The organism is Sphingomonas naphthae (genome assembly GCF_028607085.1).
Classification (GTDB): domain Bacteria; phylum Pseudomonadota; class Alphaproteobacteria; order Sphingomonadales; family Sphingomonadaceae; genus Sphingomonas_Q; species Sphingomonas_Q naphthae.
Map to the genome: position 1 here is coordinate 2,481,313 of NZ_CP117411.1, position 19,152 is coordinate 2,500,464.

Consider the following 19,152-nt stretch of genomic DNA (forward strand, 5'->3'; position numbering starts at 1 on the left):
CCCTACAGCTCCGCCGCCTCGGGCGGGGCCTGCGCCGCCCGCGCAGCCAGCACGCATCCGATGACGATCAGCACCGCCCCCGCCATGGTCGCGAGGCCGACCGTCTCGCCGAACACCAGCCAGCCAAACAGCGACGCCCACAGGAAACCGCTATATTCGCTCGCCGAAAGCCGGCTGGCCGGGGCGCGCGCATAGGCCCAGCTGAGCAGCAGCAGCGATCCCGTGGCGAGCAGCGCCGCCAGCAGGATCGGGCTCCACTGCGCGGGGGCGGGCACGATCGCCAGCCACGGCGCGGCAAGGCCGAACAGGATCGTCAGGACCAGATGCGAGAAGAAAGCGACCTCGCGCGGGTCCGCCTGCAACGCCTGCCGCCGCATCAGCACGATGTTATAGGCGTAGCACAGCGCCGATCCGATGATCGCCAGCGTGCCCTCCCACGCCTGCGGTTCGGAGGTGCCGCGCGTGCCGCCGATCGCGATCACCAGCACGCCCGCGAAGGCCACCAGCGAGGCGAGGATCGCCCGCCGCCCGACATGTTCGCCGAGCAGCACCGCCGCCAGCGCCAGCGACAGCAACGGCGCGATGAAGGTCAGCGCCACCGCCTGCGCCATCGGCACGCGCACCAGTCCCCAGAAGAACAGGAAGGCCATGATCGTGGTGATCGAGCCGCGCGCGACATGGACGCGAAGCGCCGCCGGCCCCGGCCAGCGCGGCCGCCGCCCGAAATGCAGCGCGCCCGCCAGCACCACCCCCGCGACCGAGCGCCACAACAGGGTGTTGTAGACCCCGATCGCGAAGCTCGATCCCTTGACGACCGCATCCATCGCCGAGAACAGCGCGATGCCGAGCAGGGCGACGCCGAAGGCGGTGGGAAGGGAGGCGGGCTTGGGCAGGGGGCACCTTGGGGCGAAGGGGGCGGATTCGCCCCCCCTTACCGTTCGTGCTGAGCGAAGTCGAAGCACGTGCCCCAGGCGATGTCGTCCGGTTGCACGTGCTTCGACTTCGCTCAGCACGAGCGGGTCTCTATGATTTCGGGATAAAACAAAAAGAAACGGCCGGACGCGTGAGCGCCCGGCCGTCCTTATTCCATCCCGATCGGGCGACACCGCCGCCCGATGCGATCAGGCGCCGAAGGTGCGCTGCCACCAGCCGCGACGCGGCGGTTCGCCCGAGCCATCCTCGGCGGTCGCCGGAGCTGCTGTCTCGGTGTCGGTCGCGACCGGCTCGGCGGCGAGCGCCTCCTCGGCCGGCTGCGCCTCGACCGGCACACCCACGACATTCGGCGTCGCCTCGGCTTCGGCCTCGACCGGCGCCGCCTTGGGCTTGCGCCCGCGACGCGGCTTGGCCGGGGCCGGCTCGGCGGCCTCGATCCCCGGCTCCGCCTCGACCGGTGCGGCCTCGACGGCAGCCTCCGGCGCGACTTCGACCGGCTCGACAGTCTTCTTGCGCGAACGGCGCGCCTTCGGCTTGGGCGCTTCCGCCTCGGCCTCGACGACCGGCTCGGGCGCGGGCGCCTCGGGCTCGGCTGCGATCACCGGCTCGGCGACCTCGGCGGCCGCCTTGCGGGCGCGCGGGCGACGGCGCGGACGCGACGCTTCCTCTTCCACCGGCGCGGCGGCTTCCTCGGCGACCGGCGCCTCGACGATCGGCGCGGGCGCCTCCTCGAGGCCCGTCTCGCCCTCGGCGGCGGCCGGCTGGCTCACGCCCGCCTCGTCACCGCCACGGCGGCGACCGCCACGACGGCCGCGACGGCCACGGCGACCGCCACGACCACCCTCGGCGCTATCGCCGGCACCCGCCTCGGGCGCCTCGACGGTCTCGGCGTCGGTCTCGATCGCTTCGGCCTCGATCGGCTCGCCCTCGACGCTCTCGACGTCGCCCGAGGCACCCTCGGGCGCCTCGTCGCGGCCACCGCCACGACGGCGGCGGCGACGGCGGCGACGGCCGCCCCCGCGACCGTCCTCGCCACGCTCGCCACCGCGATCGCCGCGCTCGGCGCGGGCCGGGCGCTCGCCCTCGGCTTCCTCGGTCTCCTCGATCTCTTCCTCTTCGATCTCATCCTCCTCGATGAAATCGTCGTCGGCCTCGATCACGATCGGCTGCGGCAGGCGCGGGGCATAGGCCGGCGGCGGGCCACCCGCCTCGACCGTCATCCGGGCGCCTTCCATCGCGCCGTCGCCGATGATCTCGATGAACACGCCATAGCGGTCCTCGATCTCGGCCAGCTCGGCGCGCTTGCGGTTGAGCACATAGAGCGCCGCTTCCTGGCTGGCGCGCAGCAGCAGGCGCGAACCCCGGCCGCGCGCGGCTTCCTCCTCCAGCATCCGCAGCGCCGACAGCGCCGACGAGGATGCGGTGCGGACGAGGCCGGTGCCCTCGCAATGCGGGCAGCCGCGGGTCGAGGCCTCCAGCACACCGGTGCGGATGCGCTGGCGGCTCATCTCGAACAGGCCGAAGGACGAGATACGGCCGACCTGGATGCGGGCGCGATCGTTCTTCAGCGCCTCCTTCATCGCCTTCTCGACCTTACGGTTGTTCGACCCGTTCTCCATGTCGATGAAGTCGATCACGACGAGGCCGGCCATGTCGCGCAGGCGCAGCTGGCGGGCGATCTCGTGCGCGGCTTCCAGATTGGTCGCGGTGGCGGTCTGCTCGATATTATGCTCGCGCGTCGAGCGGCCCGAGTTGATGTCGATCGACACCAGCGCCTCGGTCGGGTTGATGACGATATAGCCGCCCGACTTCAGCTGCACGACCGGCTGGTACATCGCCGACAGCTGCTCCTCGACGCCGAAGCGCTGGTACAGCGGCACCGCATCGACATAGGGCACGATCTTCTTGGCGTGGCTGGGCATCAGCAGCTTCATGAAGTTGCGGGCCGAGCGATAGCCCTCCTCGCCCTCCACGATCACCTCGTCGATATCCTTGTTGTAGATATCGCGGATCGCGCGCTTGATGAGGTCGCTGTCGCCATAGACCAGCGCCGGCGCCTCGGACGTGAGCGTCTTCTCGCGGATTTCGTCCCACAGGCGCGCGAGATAATCGAAGTCGCGCTTGATCTCGACCTTGGTGCGCTGGAGGCCCGCGGTGCGGACGATGCAGCCCATCGTCTTGGGCAGGTTGAGATCGGCCAGGATCGACTTCAGGCGCTTGCGATCGCCCGAATTGCTGATCTTGCGGCTGATCCCGCCGCCGTGCGCGGTGTTCGGCATCAGCACGCAATAACGGCCGGCCAGGCTGAGATACGTCGTCAGCGCCGCGCCCTTGTTGCCGCGCTCTTCCTTCACGATCTGGACGAGCAGCACCTGGCGGCGGCGGATGACGTCCTGGATCTTGTAGCGGCGGCGCAGCGACATGCGGCGCTGGCGCAGCGATTCCACGGCCTGATCGTCGCCACCACCGGCGCTGCGGCGCGGCGGGGGCGGCAGATCGCCATGGTCGTCGCCGTCGCCCTCGGCGCCGCCGTCGTCCTCGAACCGCTCGAGCGCGACCTCTTCCTCGATCTCCTCGTCGGCGTCGTCGCGATCGTCCTCGGCGGCGCGCAGCGCCTCTTCCTCGGCGGCATGCTCGGCCTCTTCGCGCAGCAGCGCCTCGCGATCCTCCTTGGGGATCTGGTAATAATCCGGGTGGATTTCCGAAAACGCCAGGAAGCCGTGGCGATTGCCGCCATATTCGATGAAGGCCGCCTGCAACGACGGCTCAACGCGGGTCACACGGGCGAGATAGATATTACCCTTGAGCTGCTTGCGCTCTTCGGAATCGAAGTCAAATTCCTCGATGCGGTTTCCCTTGACGACGGCCACGCGGGTTTCCTCCCGGTGGCGCGCGTCGATCAACATGCGCGTGGTCATTCAATATTCTCCGGGCGCGGGCGGCCGCGACGTCGCGGCGGCGCCTGGCGCCGATATGTGGGGACGCGCCGCCAGTCGCGGGCGTCCGGTTTTGGGTAAGGTCGGAACGGATCGCGTCGATCGCACGGCCATTCCCGATGCGGCGCACCGGGAGAAAAGCCCGAACCAAGCCGCGGCATCCTTGAAGGAAGCGGCTTAGGGACGGGAAGAAATGGCTCATGCGGTCGTCAACTCTTGTCAGCCGCCTGCCGGTCCATGACCGGGGCGGGCCTGTCGTCGGGTTCGTGCGGCTTTGCCGGCAGCGAGGCTGCGGGCGCCGCGGACGCATTCGCCCTGACAGGCCCTGCTAGCACCCATCCTGCACAGCGGCAATATGGTGCGCCGACGGGAAGTTACGAGGGCTGTGGTATTTCGTTGGTGTGTGCACTGATATCGTCATTGCGAGCGCAGCGACGCAATCCAGTTCCGACGTCGCCCCATGCGGAGAGGCTGGATTGCTTCGCTTGAGCTCGCAATGACGAGCGGAAAGCTCACACCCGCGCCTGCGTCCCCCGCGTCACCACCTCGTCCCCCGCCACCAGCGCATCCGGCGCGAGATCGGGCAGCGCTTCCAGTTCGCGATACAGCGGGGCGAAATCCGTCTCGGTCGTCGCGCGCAGCAGCGTCTCGAAATCGGGGATCACGAAATAGCTGCGCTGGTAATCGTCGATCCTGTATTCCGTCCGCATCACCCGCTTCAGATCGAAACCGATGCGGTTGGGGCTCGCATCGTCCAGCGCGAAGATGCTCTCGCCATGGCTGGAAACGATGCCCGATCCGTAGATGCGCAGATCGTCATCCTCGCGCACCAGCCCGAATTCGACCGTGTACCAATAGAGCCGCGCCAGTTTGTGCAGCGCCCCGAATTGCAGCGAACGCAGCCCCCCCTGGCCATAGGCCTGCATATAATCGGCGAAGACCGGATCGGCGAGCATCGGCACATGGCCGAACACGTCGTGGAACACGTCCGGCTCCTGCAGATAATCCAGCTGGTCGCGGCGGCGGATGAAATTGCCCGCCACGAAGCGGCGGTTGGCGAGGTGATCGAAGAACACGTCGTCGGGCACCAGCCCCGGCACCGCCACCACCTGCCACCCGGTCGCCGCCATCAGCCGATCGGAGAGTTCGGCGAAATCGGGGATGCCCGGCCGCGACAGCCGCAGCGTATCGAGCCCCGCCAGCCACGCCTTAGACGCGCGGCCCGGCAATTGCCTCGCCTGCCGCGCGAACAGCAGATCCCACACCGCATGATCCTCGGCGCTGTAATGCGCCCAATCCTGCGGGATGGTCCAGTCGGGGGCGAGGCCGTCGGGCCTCTCGATCGGCGAGTACATCGCCGACATGTAGGAGGGATTGGGGGCAACCTCCAGCCCGGCGGCCTTCGGCCCCCGTCATTGCGAGCGAAGCGAAGCAATCCAGCATCGTGGCAAGATGCGGCGCTGGAACTGGACTGCTTCGCTCCGCTCGCAATGACGATTGTCGAGCGGCGGCAGCGGCCTCAAACCCGGTCGATCGCCTCGCGGATCTTCATCGCCAGCTGGCTCACCGTGAAGGGCTTCGACAGCAGCGACATGCCCGGTTCCAGCGGCCCGCTGTCGTCGCGCATCAGATCGGAGGCGTAGCCGGTGGTGAACAGGATCTGGAGCCCCGGCCGTTCCGCCAGCGCGGCGGTCGCCAGTTCGCGGCCGCCCATTTCCGGCATCACCATATCGGTGAACAGCAATTGCACGCTGGGCTGTGTCGCCAGGATGCCGAGCGCCTCGCGCCCGTTCGGCGCCGAGATCACGGTATAGCCCAGCTCGCGCAGCGCATCGACCGAGTAATGCCGCACGCGCTGCTCGTCCTCGACCACGAGAATCACCTCCTCGCGCCGACCGGTGGGCGCGCGCTGCGCGGCGACGGGGGCGGCCGGCTCGACCGGCTCGGCATCGTGACGCGGCAGGTACAGCCGCACCGTCGTCCCCTGCCCCGGCGTCGAATCGATGGTGATATGGCCGCGCGATTGCTTGACGAAGCCGAACACCTGCGCCAGCCCCATGCCGGTTCCGCGCCCGACCCCCTTGGTGGTGAAGAACGGCTCGAACGCCCGGGCGACCGTATCGGCGTCCATGCCGCTGCCGGTATCGTGGATGCAGAGCGCGACATAATCGCCCTCGCCCAGCCCATCGGGCCGGCCGCCATCCTCGGACGGCGCGAAATTGTCGGTCGCGATTGTCAGCACCCGGTGCGACCGATTCTCCATCGCGTCGCGCGCGTTGACCGCCAGGTTGAGGATCGCATTCTCCAGCTGCCCCGGATCGACGAAGGCGCGCCACAGCCCGCCCGCCAGCCGCGATTCGACCCGCACATTCTCGCCCAGGCTGCGCCGCAGCAGATCGGACATGCCCGCGACCAGCAGGTTGACGTCGGTCGTGACCGGGGCCAGCGGCTGGCGGCGCGCGAAGGCCAGCAGCCGCGCGACGAGAGCCGCCGCGCGCTCGGCGCCGTCCATCGCCGTCTCGATCGATTGCGCCGCGCGCTGCGGATCGTGGCCGATGCGGCGCCGCGCCATATCCAGCCCGCCGATCACCACCGCCAGCATATTGTTGAAATCATGGGCAATGCCGCCGGTGAGCTGGCCGATCGATTCCATCTTCTGCACCTGGCGCAATTCCGCTTCGGCCAGTTCGCGCAGAGCCGCCTGCTCCGCCACCGCGTTGCGCGCGCTGATCGCCTCGTCGCGCGCCGCCTCCATCACATGGAACCGCGCGCGGGCGTCGTTGATCGTCAGCAGCGCCGCGACCACGACGAACACCACCGCCGCCGCCAGACCCGACACCAGCAGGAAGGAGATGCGCGCGGATTCGCGGCTGCGCGCCTCGTACAGCCGCTCCTCCTCGTCGATCATCTCGCGGGTGATCGCCATGAAATCCGCCGTTATCGTGTGCCCGGCGCCGGGCCGGACGCGCTTGAGCGCATCGGCGAACTTGCCGTGGCGAAAGGCGTTCAGGAACAGGTCGCCGATCTGGAACTTGATCGTGATGGTGGGCTTCACCCGCGCCAGCCGGGCGAGCTGCGCCGGATTGTCGGCCAGCTCGATCTCCAGCGCGCGATAGGCCACGGCCGTGGCGGCGCGGGCGCGGGCCGCGTCCTGCAACAGCACCGGCAACGGCCGCACCAGATAGCCGCGCATGGCGCTTTCATATTGCACCACGTTCGACTGGAGCTGGACGATCGCGACCTGGGTGCGGATCGAGTGGGCGACCCAGCGATTGGTGGACCGGTCGACACTGGTCAACCCGATCGCCGCCGCCACCGCGAGCAGCGCCACGACCAGACCGAGCAGGGGCAGGAGCGGCAATCGGCTGAGGGTGAAAGCGCGCGCCATGTGATCCTACCGTAGAAGCCTGACCGTCTCGGCTACAAGATAGAGCATATCCGTTTCGGTTCGGATATGGCCGGGGTGGCAGCGGGTGCCTGCCGGAATCCTCGCCCGCAGGGCAAGGGTGACCAACATGGCTGGTGGAGAGGGCGGAGCCGGAATGTCTGCGGCACACGCTCTCCCCCGAAGCGAGAGCCTTACAGGGTGTTTTGCTGGTGGGCGAAGCGGGACAAGCGAAGACGATCGCATGACGGGCTGGACCTACCATGGCGGGCGGATCGAGGCGGCGGTGCGCGCCTTTGGGGGCGCGCGCGAGGCGTGGCTCGATCTGTCGACCGGCATCAATCCCAACGGCTGGCCGGGCGCCGACAGCGTCTCCATCGACTGGCGCGCCCTGCCCGACGAGGGTGCGCTGATAGTGCTGGAGGCAGCTGCGGCGGAGATGTTCGGCGTCGATCCGCGCTTCGTCTGCGCGCTGCCGGGGAGCGAGATCGGGCTGCGGCTGCTCGGCGACATTCTCCCCGGCGAAGCGGCGCATGTCGCGCCGAGCTATCGCACGCATGCCGAGATCGTGGCCGGGTCGCACGCCATCGCGGTGGAGGAAATCCCCGCGCGGATCGCGGCGGGGCGGACGGTGATCCTCGCCAATCCCAACAATCCCGACGGGCGGCTGATCGCACCGGCCGACCTGCCCGAAGGGCCGGGCTGGCTGGTGGTGGACGAGGCGTTCGCCGACTCGCGGCCGGAGGCGAGCATCGCGGCGTCGGTCGGCACGGGCGCGCGGCGGATCGTGTTCCGCTCGTTCGGGAAATTCTTCGGGCTGGCGGGCGCGCGGCTGGGGTTCGTGATCGCGCCGCCCGCGATCCTCGCCGGCTTTCGCCAGCGCCTGGGGAGCTGGCCGATATCGGCGGCGGCGCTGGCGATCGGGACGGCGGCCTATCGCGATACGGACTGGATCGCGGCGACACGGCGCGCGCTGCCGGGGCAGGCGGCGGCGCTGGATGCGGTGCTGGCGCGGCACGGGCTGATCGCGCGGGGGGAATGCCTGCTGTTCCGGCTGGTCGAGACCGAGGATGCCGCGGCGCTGTTCGAGCGGCTGGCGCGGCAGGCGATCCTGACCCGGCCGTTCGATTATGCGCCCCGCTGGCTGCGGATCGGCTTGCCGGGGGATGCGGCGGGGCTGGATCGGCTGGATCGCGCGCTTGGCTGAGCCGGTCGCCTTGCTGGCGCTGGTGGTGGAGGCGGCGGTCGGCTGGCCGGGCTGGCTCTATCGCGCGGTGGGGCATCCGGTGGGGCTGTTCGCCTGGGTGATCGAGCGGTGCGAGGCGCGATGGAACCGGCCATTGCCCCACACGCCACCGTTCGTGCCGAGCGAAGTCGAGGTACGGAGGCAAGCGGGACCACTTGGAGCACTTCCCTCGACTTCGCTCGGGACGAACGGTGAAGGGGGGAAGCGGCTACGGGGTGTCCTGCTCGTCCTGCTCCTCCTCGCGCTGACCATCGGTGGCGGTCTGCTCCTCCAGTTCCTCGCCTATCGCCTGCTTGGCCCCTTCGGCTGGATCGCCGTCGCCCTGCTCGCCGTGCCCGGCCTCGCGCAGCGGAGCCTCGACGATCATGTCCGCCCCGTCGCCGCCGCGCTCTCGGCGGGCGATCTGGCGCGTGCCCGGCAGGCGGTGGGGATGATCGTCGGCCGCGACACCGCCGTGCTCGACGAGGCCGGCGTCGCCCGCGCCGCGATCGAAAGCCTCGCCGAGAGTTTCTGCGACGGGGTGGTGGCGCCGGCCTTCTGGCTGATCGTCGGCGGGCTGCCCGGCCTGTGGGCCTATAAGGCGATCAACACCGCCGATAGCCTGATCGGCCACAAGGAAGCCCGCTGGCGCGCCTTCGGCTGGGCGGCGGCGCGGACGGACGATCTGCTGAACCTGATCCCCGCGCGGCTGTCGGGCGCGCTGATCTGTCTCGGCGCGATGCGCGGGTGGCGGACGATGCTGCGCGACGCGGGCAACCACGCCTCGCCCAACGCCGGCTGGCCGGAGGCGGCGATGGCGGGGGCGCTCGGGCGGCGGCTGGCGGGGCCGGTGGCCTATGACGGGGCGGTGCTGGACAAGCCATGGATCGGGGACGGGCCGGTGGAGGCTTCGGCTCGCGATATACGGCGGGCGCTGGGCTTTTATCGGCGCGCGTGTGGGCTGCTGTGGGTGGCAGCGGCAATGGCACTGATTTTCTAGCGGTCATCCCCGCGCAGGCGGGGAACCACGTCTCTATCCTTGGGCGGCAGCGTTCGGGGTGGGAGCGATAGGCCCCCGCCTTCGCGGGGGCGACGTTATAGGAGGATCGCCAGCAGCAGGGCGGTTTCGACCAGTTCGATGCCCGCGCCGTGGCCGTCGCCCGAAATGCCACCGATGCGGGCCTTGAGCCACCCACCGAATGCGAGGATGGCCGGGGCGGTCACCAGCAGACCCGGCGAAAGCCACGCTGCCCCCGCCAGAACAACCGCCCACGCCACCACGACCGGCCAACCGATCGCCCCTCGGAAGCGCGCCGCCAATCCCTCGTGCAGCGGTGACAGCCACAGCGTCCACACCAATGGCGCGATGCGCGCGGCGAAGGGGATGAGGGCGAGCGGCCACCACAGCCCACGCTCGATCACGGCGTGCAGCAGCACCAGCTTGGCGAGCAATTGCAGGCCGATCGCCACCGCGCCGAAGCTGCCGACATGCGGATCGGCGAGCACCGCCAGCAAACGGTCGCGGCCCTTGTGGGCGGCTCCGGCGGCGTCGGCGAGGTCGGACAGGCCATCGAGGTGGAGCGCGCCCGTCACCGCGACCCACGCCACCAGCGCGGCCAGCGCGCCGGCCCAGCCGTCGATGCGCAGGCCCGCCCACCCGGCCCCGGCGACGACCGCGCCGACGATCAGCCCGACCGCCGGGAACCAGCGCATCGATCGCGCGAAATCCCCCGCATCCGCCCGCACCGCCGGCATCGGCAGGCGGGTGAGGAACTGGATGGCGAGGATCAGCCCCTTCACGGAAACAGGCCCGCGATCTGCGCGAAGGGTCGATCACCGCGCCACAGGCGGAGCGACAGCAAGGCGCCATAGGGCAGGTCGAACGCCCAGAGCTGGCGCTGATCGAAGCCGCACAGCAGGGCCAGCGCCGCGCGCATCGCACCGCCGTGGGTGACGACGAGCGTCGGCTCCTCCCCCAGCGCGGCGATGGCGGTGCCGACCCGGCCGGTCAGCGCCGACCAGCGTTCGCCACCCGGCGGGGGAAAGGCATCGGGATCGTTCCAGAAACGGCCGAGCGCTTGCGGCTCGACCGCGCTGGGATGCAGCCCGTCCCACGCGCCGAAATCCAGCTCGCGCCAGTGGGGGTCGATCGTGAAGGGCAGGCCATCGGCGGCGGCGATGGCCTCGCCGGCCTTGCGCGCGCGGGCGAGGTGCGAAGCGATCACCCGCGTGACGCCCAGCCCGCTGCCCTGCTGGACACAGGCGGCGATGCCCTCGCGCGTCGGCGCGGCATCGGTGCGGCCCAGCAGCAGACCGGGGGTTTCGGGCGCGCCGTGGCGCAGGAGGTGGAGAAGGGTTCCGCTCACGCCGCCCCGGAGACACCCGCCTCGGCGAAGGTGGCCATGCCGTCGTGCGCGGCGAGCGCCGATCGGATCACGGCCACGGCGACGGCGGCGCCGCTCCCCTCCCCCAGCCGCATGTCGAGGCTGAGCAGCGGCGCGAGGCCGAGGCGGTCGAGCAGGCGCGCATGGCCGGGCTCGGCCGAGCGGTGGCCGGCGAGGCAATGGGCGGTGATCGCCGGGTTCTCCGACGCCAGCGGGGCGATGGCCGAGCAGCTGATGAAGCCATCCAACACCACCGGCACGCGCGCGCGCCGCGCGGCGAGGATCGCGCCGGCGATGGCGGCGATCTCGCGCCCGCCGACCCGGCGCAGCGTCTCGAACGCGGCCACGGGGGCATCGGCGTGGAAGGCGAGCGCGCGATCGACGACGGCCACCTTGCGGGCGATGCCGGCGCTGTCGACGCCCGTGCCCGGCCCGACCCATTCGGCGGCCGACCCGCCGAAGCTGCGCGCGGCGAGCGCGGCGGCGGCGGTGCTGTTGCCGATGCCCATCTCGCCGACGACGAGCAGGTCGATGCCCGGCTCGACCATCGCGGCGCCGGCCGAGAGCGCGGCGAGGCAATCGGCCTCGCTCATCGCGGGTTCGGCGGTGAAGTCCGCCGTCGGGCGATCGAGATCGAGCGCCGCCACCTTCAGCTCCAGCCCGGCGGCGGCGGAGAACGCGTTGATTGCCGCCCCGCCCGCCTGGAAGTTCGCGACCATCTGCGCGGTGACGCTGGCGGGAAAGGCGCTGACGCCGTGGACGGTGACGCCATGGTTGCCGGCGAAGATCGCCGCCCGCCCGCGTGTGATCGCCGGCCGCTCGCGCCCCTGCCAGCCCGCCAGGAAGATCGCGATATCCTCCAGGCGGCCGAGCGAGCCGGCGGGCTTGGTGAGCTGCGCCTGCCGATCGCGGGCGGCGGCGGTGGCGGCGGCGTCGGGCACCGTGAGGTCGGCGAGGGCCGCGTCGAAGGCGGCGAGGCTGTCGAAACGGATCATTCGGCGACATATCCCGGTGGCGGCGTGCGCGTGATGAAATGGCCCTTCACGCCCTCCGGCCAGTCGCGATAGGCCACCCGGCCGTGCGCGCTTTCGGCATAGGAAACGGCATAATCGAGGATCGCCCGCGCCGTATCTTCATCGGGGGTGAAGCGGCCCATGACATAACCCACCTTGTCGGGCGCGCGCAGGTGGAGGGTGCAGAATTCGGTGCAGGCGAACAGGCAGGCCATTTCCTGCACGGCGATGCCCACATAGCGCGGGTCGCTGGCCTTCACCGCACGCAGGTGGGCGGCAAGCTGCGCACCGCCCGTCACCCCCGCCGCATCGGCCTGCGCCAACCGCGACTGGCGACAGGTGTTGCAGGTGACGATCGACGGGCCGTCTTCAACGCGGGTCAGCATATCCTCAACCGTTCGTGTCGAGCGAAGTCGAGACACACGCCGCTGGGGCACGCCCCTCGACTTCGCTCGGGACGAACGGAGATGCGGGGTTCAACACGCCGCATCTCCGCCATCATCGTTCAGGCCGCGACGGGCCGGGCGCCCGTCGCGCGGGGCAGGCCCATGGCGACAAGCGCATGGTAGAGCGCGAGCAGGCCGATCAGGATCGCCCCGTTGCGCGCGAACTGGCGCAGCAGCACATCGGCCGTGAAGGCCGCGCCCACTTCGCCCATGCCGATCGCGAAGACCAGCACGACCAGCTTGAACACCACGAAGCCGGCGACATAGGCCAGCGCCAGCTTCGCCGCGAGCGGTGCCCGCGCGATGCGGCCGGACCCCGCCGAGGCGACGAGGGCGGCGGCGACCGCCCCCAGCCCCAGCGCGACCGCCCAGCCGATATTCTCCCCGCTCAGCGGATAGCCCATCACGCAGAAGCCGGTCGCCTGCGAGACGACCCAGGTGGCCAGCATCAGCGCCACGCCATCGCGCGCCCGCATATGCACCGCCGCCAGCGCGGCGAGCGCCGGGAAGGGTGTGGCGCAGGAGAGGATCAGCGTGGTCGCCGTGCTGGCCAAGGTCAGCAGCACGATCCACAAGGTCGACGCACGATCGGTCATCGCTTTCCCCTCCATCAGAAGCGGCCCCGCACGCCGGCGTAGATGCTGCGGCCGAGCGTGCCGTAGCGGCTTGCGGTCATGTAGCTCTTGTCGAACACATTCTCGGCGCGCGCAAACAGCTTGAGCGCGGGCGACAGGGCGAACTCGCCGCGCAGATCGACGAGCGTATAGCCGTCGAGCCGGGTGGCGTTGCTCGCATTGTCGAAGCTGTGGCCCGACCAGCGCACGGCGGCGCCCGTCGTCAGCCCGAAGCCCCAATCATAGCTGAACGATCCGTTCGCCATGTTGCGCGGGCGGCGCGGCAGCCAGCGGCCGAAATTGGCGGTGCCGACCGAGCGATCCTCCGCCACCGTCCAGGTATAATTGCCGTCGATCACTAGGCCCTCGATCGGGCGGGCCGAGGCCGCCGCCTCGATGCCGTGCGCCTTGGCGCGGGCGACGTTGGCATAATAGCCGAAGCGCCGCGTCGTGGTGCCCGGCGTGAAGCAGAGCGGGTTGGTCGAGGTGGTCGAGCAGCTCGAATAGATGATCTGGTCGGTCGTCTTGCGCTCGAAATAGCTGCCGCCGATGCTGATCCTGTCATCCAGGAAGCGCTGCTCGACGCCCGCTTCCCAGCCATGCGCCTGCTCGGGGTTGAGCGCGGTGTTCCCATATTCGGAGAAGAGCTGGTAGAGCGACGGCGCCTTGAAGCCCTCCGCATAGCTGGCACGGACGATCGTGCCGGTCGGCAGTGCCCAGGCACCGCCCGCCGCGAAGAGGGTCTTGCCCCCGAAGCGGCTGTGATCGTCATGGCGCAGGCCACCCGTCAGCGTCAGGCCCGTCACCGGCACGACGCTCAGCTGGCCATAGACGCTGGTGATCTCGGCCTTGCCGCGCGCGGGCGCCGGAATCGGCACGGCGAGAGAGGCCGACGGCGAGACGCTGCGGAAGCGGCTGTTCTCATTCTCCACCCCGAACAGCGCCGTGATGCCGTCGGTGAAGGCAAAGCTGCCCTGATATTCGATCCGCTTGTTCTTGCCGGCGGCATCGAACGTCTTGGTGCGCGCCAGCGTCGGATTGAAATTGTCGCGATCGGTATCGGTGTAACCATAGCCGATGCGGTTGCGGAACCGCCCGCCCATCAGATCGACCTTCAGGCCCGCGTAACCCACGAATTCCTTGTTGAGCGAGAATTCCTGGCTGTCGCCCGCGAAGCCGTCGATATCGACATGGCCGCGGGAATAATAAGAGCGCAGGTCGGCGGTGACACCCTCGGCCAGATCGAGTTCGACGCGGCCCTGGATGTTGCGGTTGGTATAACCATCCTTCTCGCGCCCGCCGGCCGAGGGGGCGATGGCGGAGATGCCGTCGGTGGTGAAGCTCTGGCCGCCCAGACGCCAGCGCAGCGGCCCCTGCTTGCCGCCGATTGCGGCGCGCGCGGAGGCGGTGCGGCGCGATCCGGCCTCGAGATCGAAGCTGCCTTCCAGATCCTTCTGCGGGCCGGGGGTCACGATGTTGACCACGCCGCCGATAGCCTGGCTGCCCCACAGGATCGATTGCGGCCCGCGCAGCACCTCGATGCGCGCGGCGTCGCCGGTCAGCAGATTGGCGAAGTTGAAGCCGCCGCCGGTGGACGACGGATCGTTGAGCTTGACGCCATCAATGACGACGACGGTCTGGTCGGTCTCGGCGCCACGGATGCGCAGCGAGGTCGCCGTGCCGTAGCCGCCGTTGCGCGAGATGCTGACGCCGGGCGTGCGCAGCAGGAGTTCGGTGACCCCCATGTCCTGCGCGCGATCGATCGCGGCCTTGTCGAGCACGGTGACCGAGGAGGCCACCTGATCGCGGTTCACTGCCGAGCGCGTCGCCGTGACGATGATGGCGGCGGCATCAGCCTCGTTCGCGGCGGCGGCATCGGCCGGGGGCGCGACCTGAGGCGCGTCGGCGGCGTGCGCCGGGCTGAGGGAAACGGTCGCCAGCAACAGGGCGACGGAGGAAATAGACGTCTTCATGGCAACATGATCCCACCACTTTTGGCCGCGTGCCGGGTGGATCGATGCGCTGGAACGGAACCCCCGCCGACACATCGCCCCGCCCGATACGCGGTCCGATCATGTCGTCTCTCGGGTTTACCCCCGTTCGCCCGGAACACCCTGTCCGCACGAAGGACGACCGCGACGGGCAGGTCTCCTGGCTCACGGGTCAACGCCGCTTCGCACCGCCTTCTCAGGATCGTGAGATCCCAATGGCCTGTGGCGCGATGGCTCGCCGCTTACAGTTGCAGGGGCAGCCGGGGCTTATCCACCCCATTCCCTTTTCATCCCCGTCGCCGGGGAACCTGTCGCGGGGTGGCCCTTACGGGGGGTGGGGTGGCGCGTCAATGTGGAGGCTTCCCCCAATTCGTCGCCCCAGCGAAAGCTGAGGCCTCGGGCGGTGCGGCACCCGGCTCGGGAGCCATCCCGATCCTCCATCACATCTCCAGCCTCGCGAGGCCCCAGCTTTCGCTGGGGCGACGTAGAGTTTGGCGTTGCGGCGATGGCGGGCTCGGGACATCGCGAACACCCCGCCATCGCCACAACGATATCGCGGGCCTTATTCGTCCGGCCCCTCATACGCCTGCACGATCCGCCCGACGACCGGGTGGCGCACCACATCCGCCGCGCCGAAGCGCACCGTTTCGATGCCCTGGATGCCCTCCAGCTTGCCCACCGCGTCGGCGAGGCCCGACTTGCCGATATCGGGCAGATCGATCTGGCGGGGATCGCCGCAGATCACCATGCGGCTGTTCATGCCGAAGCGGGTCAGGAACATCTTCATCTGCGCCGGGGTCGTGTTCTGCGCCTCGTCGAGGATGACGAAGGCGTCCGACAGTGTGCGACCGCGCATGAAGGCGATCGGAGCGATCTCGATCTCGTTGCTGGCGATGCGCCGCTCGACCTGTTCGGCGGGCAGCATGTCGTACAAGGCATCGTACAGCGGGCGGAGATAGGGATCGACCTTCTCCTTCATGTCGCCGGGCAGGAAGCCCAGCCGCTCGCCGGCCTCCACCGCCGGGCGCGACAGGATCAGCCGGTCGACCGTGCCCTGGATCAGTTGCTGCACCGCCTGCGCCACCGCCAGATAGGTCTTGCCCGTACCCGCCGGCCCCAGCGCGAAGATGATGTCGGCGCGGTTCAAGGATTCCATGTAGCGGATCTGCGTCGCGGAGCGCGGCACGATCGTCTTCTTGCGGGTGCGGATCATCACCGAGGGCGGCTGGCTCACATCCTTGCGGATGATGCCCTCCAGGGTCGGTTCGGACGACATGGCGATCACCGCCTCGACGGCGCCGCTGTCGATATCCTGCCCCTGCACGATGCGGTTGTAGAGGCCGGAAAGCACATCGCGGGCGCGGGCGGCATTTTCCGCCATCCCCTCGATCTGCACCTTGTTGCCCCGCGCCGAGACATAGACGCCGAGGCGATTTTCTATGGCGACGAGGTTCTGGTCATATTGGCCGAACAGCCTCCCCAGAAGCTGCGGCTTGTCGAACACGATTTCCAGCCGGGCACGTTCTCCGGCCTGCGCGGGTACTGGCTTGCGACTCATGCGGTCCTTTCATGCGCCACATCGGGCACGCGGAGGTTGGACCGGCCGCCCGGCGATTGCCAGCCCTTTGCGAAGCGCCGAGGCAACGCTGACACGAAGCCGCGCGTTGTGGCCGCATGACCACAGCTAAGCCCCGTTTCAGCTCAGGCGATCCCCGCCGCCGCTACGCCCCCGAAAAGCGGATGGCGGTCCGTGTCGGGATCGGCGTCGCCTTCCTGCTGTGGATCGTCAGCCTCACCTATCCGAACATCGCGACCTGCCCCGGCGCGGGCTATTTCGATCCGCACCCACCGCGCCTGAACCCGCTCGGCGACGATACGGTGTCGGTGATGGGCTGGATGGGCATCTTCGTCGGCCAGCTCGCCTGGTACGCCAACATCCTGTCGGCCGTGCTGACGTGGGGATTGTGGAAGGGCCTGCGCCCGACCCGCCTGATCCTGATCGCGCAACCGATCCTGACGCTCTGGGCCTTCGCGCCGATCGACCTGTGGCATGGCGAGAGCCGGGCCGAGCCGGTGTGCCTGGCGGGGTTCGGGCCGGGCTTCTACCTGTGGATGGCAAGCCAGATCGCGATCGCGCTGGTGGCGCTGTATGCGCGGCGGGGAGTGGTGGCGACCGGCTGATCCCAAGATGCGATCGTCACCCCGGACTTGTTCCGGGGTCCACCCCGAAGCAACCGACACGACAAAATTTCAGGCGCAACGATCGGGGGCCGGTGGACCCCGGAACAAGTCCGGGGTGACGATCGGGTTCAAGCCGCCGCCCGCACCCGCTCCACCGCCTGCACGCTGTTCGGCCCGCCGGACACGATCTCCACCTCGACCATGTCGCCCACCTTGGCCGCGCTGTCGATCAGCACCGATTGCAGCCAGGGCGACTTGCCTAGCATCTGGCCGGGCAGCTTGCCCTTGCGCTCGACCAGCACGTCGGTGGTGCGGCCTATCGTGGCGGCGTTGAAGGCGATCGCCTGTTCGCGCACCAGCGCCTGGAGCCGCTGGAGCCGCTCGTCCATCACCGCTTCGGGCACCTGATCGCCCATCGTCGCCGCCGGGGTGCCTGGGCGTGGGCTGTATTTGAAGCTGAACGCCTGCGCGTGGCCGACGGCGCGGATCGCGTCCAGCGTCGCCTCGAAATCGGCGTCGGTCTCGCCGGGGAAGCCGACGATATAGTCGCCGGAGATGGCGATATCGGGCCGGGCGGCGCGCACCCGATCGATCAGCTTCAGGTAGCTGGCGACATCATGGCTGCGGTTCATCGCCTTCAGCACCCGATCGCTGCCCGACTGCACCGGCAGATGCAGGAAGGGCATCAGTTTCTCCACGTCGCGATGCGCCGCGATCAGCCCGTCGGCCATGTCGTTGGGGTGGCTGGTGGTGTAGCGGATGCGCGCGATCGTCGGCATCGCGGCGATCGCCTCGATCAGGTCGTGCAGCCCTCGTCCGCGCTCATCTGTCCACGCGTTAACGTTCTGGCCCAGCAGGGTGATCTCGCGCGCGCCAGCGTCGGCCAGCGCCTTCGCCTCGTCGATCACCGCATCCCACGGCCGCGAGACTTCGGCGCCGCGCGTGTAGGGCACGACGCAATAGGTGCAGAATTTGTCGCACCCTTCCTGCACCGTCAGGAAGGCGGACGGCCCCTGCTTGCGGCGGCGGGGCAGCGCATCGAACTTGGACAGCGCGGGCATGTCGGTATCGAGGGCGCGGCGCCCGGCGGCGGCCTCGGCCACCATCTCGGGCAGGCGATGATAGGCCTGCGGGCCGACGACGATATCGACAGACTTCGCCCGCCGCGTGATCTCCGCCCCCTCGGCCTGCGCGACGCAGCCGGCCACCGCGATCATCGGCGTGGAGCCGTCGTCGCGGCGCAGGCGCCCGATATCCGAATAGACCTTCTCGGCGGCCTTCTCGCGGATGTGGCAGGTGTTGAGCACGACCAGATCGGCGGCGCCCGCGTCGGCCGCCGCGACCATGCCCTCGGCGCCGAGCAACTCGGCCATGCGCTCGCCATCATAGACGTTCATCTGGCAGCCGAACGACTTGACGTGGAAGGATTTGGGAGGGGCGTTCATGGGCGCGGCCTATAATCGAAGGTCCCGATTGCAGCTACGCCCAAAAAAGCCGGCCTCGCGGCGATTACAGGCCGAACAGGGTCAACCCGCGCGGCACGCGGCCCACCGGCATGCCCGCCACCGTCGCCTTCACCGCCTCGATCGCGGCGAGCAGGTCGCGCTGGGTATAGGGTTTCGAGAGGCAGGCCACCGCCAGCGACTGAGCCTCCGGCGGGCAGGCGCCCGTCACGAACATCACCGGCACGCCCTTGCCCTTGGCGACCTCTGCCACCTCGATCCCCGTGCTGCCATCGGACAGGCGCACATCGGCCAGCACCAAATCGGGCGGGGATGCCTGCACGCTGGCGATCGCGTCGGCGGCATTGTCCACCGTCGCCGCGACCAGATAGCCCGCGTCGCGCAGGAAATGCTCATTGTCGAACGCGACCAGAGGCTCGTCCTCCACGATCAGGATCGTGGTCGGCAGATCCTTTTCCGGGCGCGGCTTGCGCTTACCGAACAACGCCATGGTGTTCGCCCCCCTGCCCCAGTGAAACTCGACGCCCATCGCACCATCCTCCCCCGATACACGAAGGAAGGACGGTGTCGCGAGCGATCGC

At 69.5% G+C, this 19,152-nt stretch carries 16 protein-coding genes and 1 riboswitch; of the genes, 3 read left to right on the forward strand and 13 right to left on the reverse strand.

The genetic code is table 11. The features are described 5' to 3' along the window. Positions 1 to 2 precede the first annotated feature (2 nt). From PQ455_RS11965 to PQ455_RS11980, 4 genes are all read right to left on the reverse strand, one after another. On the reverse strand, positions 3 to 962 hold the full coding sequence (locus PQ455_RS11965) for a DMT family transporter (RefSeq protein WP_337958520.1): 960 nt from the start codon (positions 960 to 962) through the stop codon (positions 3 to 5). 159 nt (positions 963 to 1,121) lie between these two features. Beyond that, complete coding sequence (locus PQ455_RS11970) at positions 1,122 to 3,851, reverse strand: Rne/Rng family ribonuclease (RefSeq protein ID WP_273686311.1); 2,730 nt, start codon at positions 3,849 to 3,851, stop codon at positions 1,122 to 1,124. 530 nt (positions 3,852 to 4,381) lie between these two features. Then, positions 4,382 to 5,224, reverse strand: a complete 843-nt coding sequence (gene phhA / locus PQ455_RS11975) for a phenylalanine 4-monooxygenase (protein WP_273686313.1) — start codon at positions 5,222 to 5,224, stop codon at positions 4,382 to 4,384. Positions 5,225 to 5,388: 164 nt separating this feature from the next. Then, entirely contained in the window at positions 5,389 to 7,257 is a 1,869-nt protein-coding gene (locus PQ455_RS11980; protein WP_273686314.1) for a CHASE3 domain-containing protein, read from the reverse strand. 241 nt (positions 7,258 to 7,498) lie between these two features. Between PQ455_RS11980 and PQ455_RS11985 the strand changes: the two genes are divergently transcribed. Both PQ455_RS11985 and cbiB read left to right on the forward strand, forming a co-directional pair. Then, a complete protein-coding gene (locus PQ455_RS11985; RefSeq protein ID WP_273686315.1) occupies positions 7,499 to 8,461 on the forward strand; it encodes a threonine-phosphate decarboxylase in 963 nt (320 codons plus the stop codon). Beyond that, complete coding sequence (gene cbiB, locus PQ455_RS11990; protein ID WP_420542783.1) at positions 8,454 to 9,479, forward strand: adenosylcobinamide-phosphate synthase CbiB; 1,026 nt, start codon at positions 8,454 to 8,456, stop codon at positions 9,477 to 9,479. Before PQ455_RS11985 ends, cbiB begins: the two co-directional genes overlap by 8 nt. Positions 9,480 to 9,574: 95 nt before the next feature. Here cbiB and PQ455_RS11995 read toward each other — a convergent pair whose 3' ends face one another. The 7 genes from PQ455_RS11995 to PQ455_RS12025 form a co-directional block, all read right to left on the reverse strand. Continuing rightward, positions 9,575 to 10,279: an adenosylcobinamide-GDP ribazoletransferase gene (locus PQ455_RS11995; protein ID WP_273686317.1), complete on the reverse strand. Its 705-nt coding sequence runs from the start codon at positions 10,277 to 10,279 to the stop codon at positions 9,575 to 9,577. Then, complete coding sequence (locus tag PQ455_RS12000) at positions 10,276 to 10,845, reverse strand: histidine phosphatase family protein (RefSeq protein WP_273686318.1); 570 nt, start codon at positions 10,843 to 10,845, stop codon at positions 10,276 to 10,278. The genes PQ455_RS11995 and PQ455_RS12000 overlap by 4 nt, the downstream gene beginning before the upstream one ends. Further along, on the reverse strand, positions 10,842 to 11,858 hold the full coding sequence (cobT, locus tag PQ455_RS12005) for a nicotinate-nucleotide--dimethylbenzimidazole phosphoribosyltransferase (RefSeq protein WP_273686319.1): 1,017 nt from the start codon (positions 11,856 to 11,858) through the stop codon (positions 10,842 to 10,844). The genes PQ455_RS12000 and cobT overlap by 4 nt, the downstream gene beginning before the upstream one ends. Then, positions 11,855 to 12,262 (reverse strand): DUF1636 domain-containing protein, encoded by a 408-nt coding sequence (locus tag PQ455_RS12010; RefSeq protein ID WP_273686320.1) that lies wholly within the window; start codon positions 12,260 to 12,262, stop codon positions 11,855 to 11,857. Before PQ455_RS12010 ends, cobT begins: the two co-directional genes overlap by 4 nt. A 119-nt stretch (positions 12,263 to 12,381) precedes the next feature. Continuing rightward, the gene (locus PQ455_RS12015; RefSeq protein WP_273686321.1) at positions 12,382 to 12,918 is read right to left on the reverse strand and encodes a hypothetical protein; all 537 of its coding nucleotides are present in this window, start codon (positions 12,916 to 12,918) and stop codon (positions 12,382 to 12,384) included. A gap of 14 nt (positions 12,919 to 12,932) precedes the next feature. Then, the gene (locus PQ455_RS12020; RefSeq protein WP_273686322.1) at positions 12,933 to 14,909 is read right to left on the reverse strand and encodes a TonB-dependent receptor plug domain-containing protein; all 1,977 of its coding nucleotides are present in this window, start codon (positions 14,907 to 14,909) and stop codon (positions 12,933 to 12,935) included. Positions 14,910 to 15,060: 151 nt separating this feature from the next. Then, a riboswitch (cobalamin riboswitch) is annotated at positions 15,061 to 15,254 on the reverse strand. 235 nt (positions 15,255 to 15,489) lie between these two features. Continuing rightward, positions 15,490 to 16,485, reverse strand: a complete 996-nt coding sequence (locus tag PQ455_RS12025; RefSeq protein ID WP_273686323.1) for a PhoH family protein — start codon at positions 16,483 to 16,485, stop codon at positions 15,490 to 15,492. Between the two features lie 116 nt (positions 16,486 to 16,601). Here PQ455_RS12025 and PQ455_RS12030 point away from each other — a divergent pair, with 116 nt between their 5' ends. Further along, positions 16,602 to 17,108 (forward strand): hypothetical protein, encoded by a 507-nt coding sequence (locus PQ455_RS12030; RefSeq protein WP_273686324.1) that lies wholly within the window; start codon positions 16,602 to 16,604, stop codon positions 17,106 to 17,108. A gap of 128 nt (positions 17,109 to 17,236) precedes the next feature. Here PQ455_RS12030 and miaB read toward each other — a convergent pair whose 3' ends face one another. Together miaB and PQ455_RS12040 are read right to left on the reverse strand one after the other, a co-directional pair. Continuing rightward, the gene (gene miaB / locus PQ455_RS12035) at positions 17,237 to 18,553 is read right to left on the reverse strand and encodes a tRNA (N6-isopentenyl adenosine(37)-C2)-methylthiotransferase MiaB (protein ID WP_273686325.1); all 1,317 of its coding nucleotides are present in this window, start codon (positions 18,551 to 18,553) and stop codon (positions 17,237 to 17,239) included. Between the two features lie 64 nt (positions 18,554 to 18,617). Further along, positions 18,618 to 19,061 (reverse strand): response regulator, encoded by a 444-nt coding sequence (locus PQ455_RS12040; protein WP_273686326.1) that lies wholly within the window; start codon positions 19,059 to 19,061, stop codon positions 18,618 to 18,620. Positions 19,062 to 19,152 lie beyond the last annotated feature (91 nt).

What these genes read in the sequence shown, in the direction of transcription:
- PQ455_RS12020 (WP_273686322.1), bottom strand. Translation starts at nt 14,909, where the DNA reads ATGAAGACGTCTATTTCCTCCGTCGCCCTGTTGCTGGCGACCGTTTCC.
- cobT (WP_273686319.1), bottom strand. Translation starts at nt 11,858, where the DNA reads ATGATCCGTTTCGACAGCCTCGCCGCCTTCGACGCGGCCCTCGCCGAC.
- PQ455_RS11980 (WP_273686314.1), bottom strand. Translation starts at nt 7,257, where the DNA reads ATGGCGCGCGCTTTCACCCTCAGCCGATTGCCGCTCCTGCCCCTGCTC.
- PQ455_RS12030 (WP_273686324.1), top strand. Translation starts at nt 16,602, where the DNA reads ATGACCACAGCTAAGCCCCGTTTCAGCTCAGGCGATCCCCGCCGCCGC.
- PQ455_RS11985 (WP_273686315.1), top strand. Translation starts at nt 7,499, where the DNA reads ATGACGGGCTGGACCTACCATGGCGGGCGGATCGAGGCGGCGGTGCGC.
- phhA (WP_273686313.1), bottom strand. Translation starts at nt 5,224, where the DNA reads ATGTACTCGCCGATCGAGAGGCCCGACGGCCTCGCCCCCGACTGGACC.
- PQ455_RS12040 (WP_273686326.1), bottom strand. Translation starts at nt 19,061, where the DNA reads ATGGCGTTGTTCGGTAAGCGCAAGCCGCGCCCGGAAAAGGATCTGCCG.
- PQ455_RS12015 (WP_273686321.1), bottom strand. Translation starts at nt 12,918, where the DNA reads ATGACCGATCGTGCGTCGACCTTGTGGATCGTGCTGCTGACCTTGGCC.
- miaB (WP_273686325.1), bottom strand. Translation starts at nt 18,553, where the DNA reads ATGAACGCCCCTCCCAAATCCTTCCACGTCAAGTCGTTCGGCTGCCAG.
- PQ455_RS12010 (WP_273686320.1), bottom strand. Translation starts at nt 12,262, where the DNA reads ATGCTGACCCGCGTTGAAGACGGCCCGTCGATCGTCACCTGCAACACC.
- PQ455_RS11970 (WP_273686311.1), bottom strand. Translation starts at nt 3,851, where the DNA reads ATGACCACGCGCATGTTGATCGACGCGCGCCACCGGGAGGAAACCCGC.
- PQ455_RS12025 (WP_273686323.1), bottom strand. Translation starts at nt 16,485, where the DNA reads ATGAGTCGCAAGCCAGTACCCGCGCAGGCCGGAGAACGTGCCCGGCTG.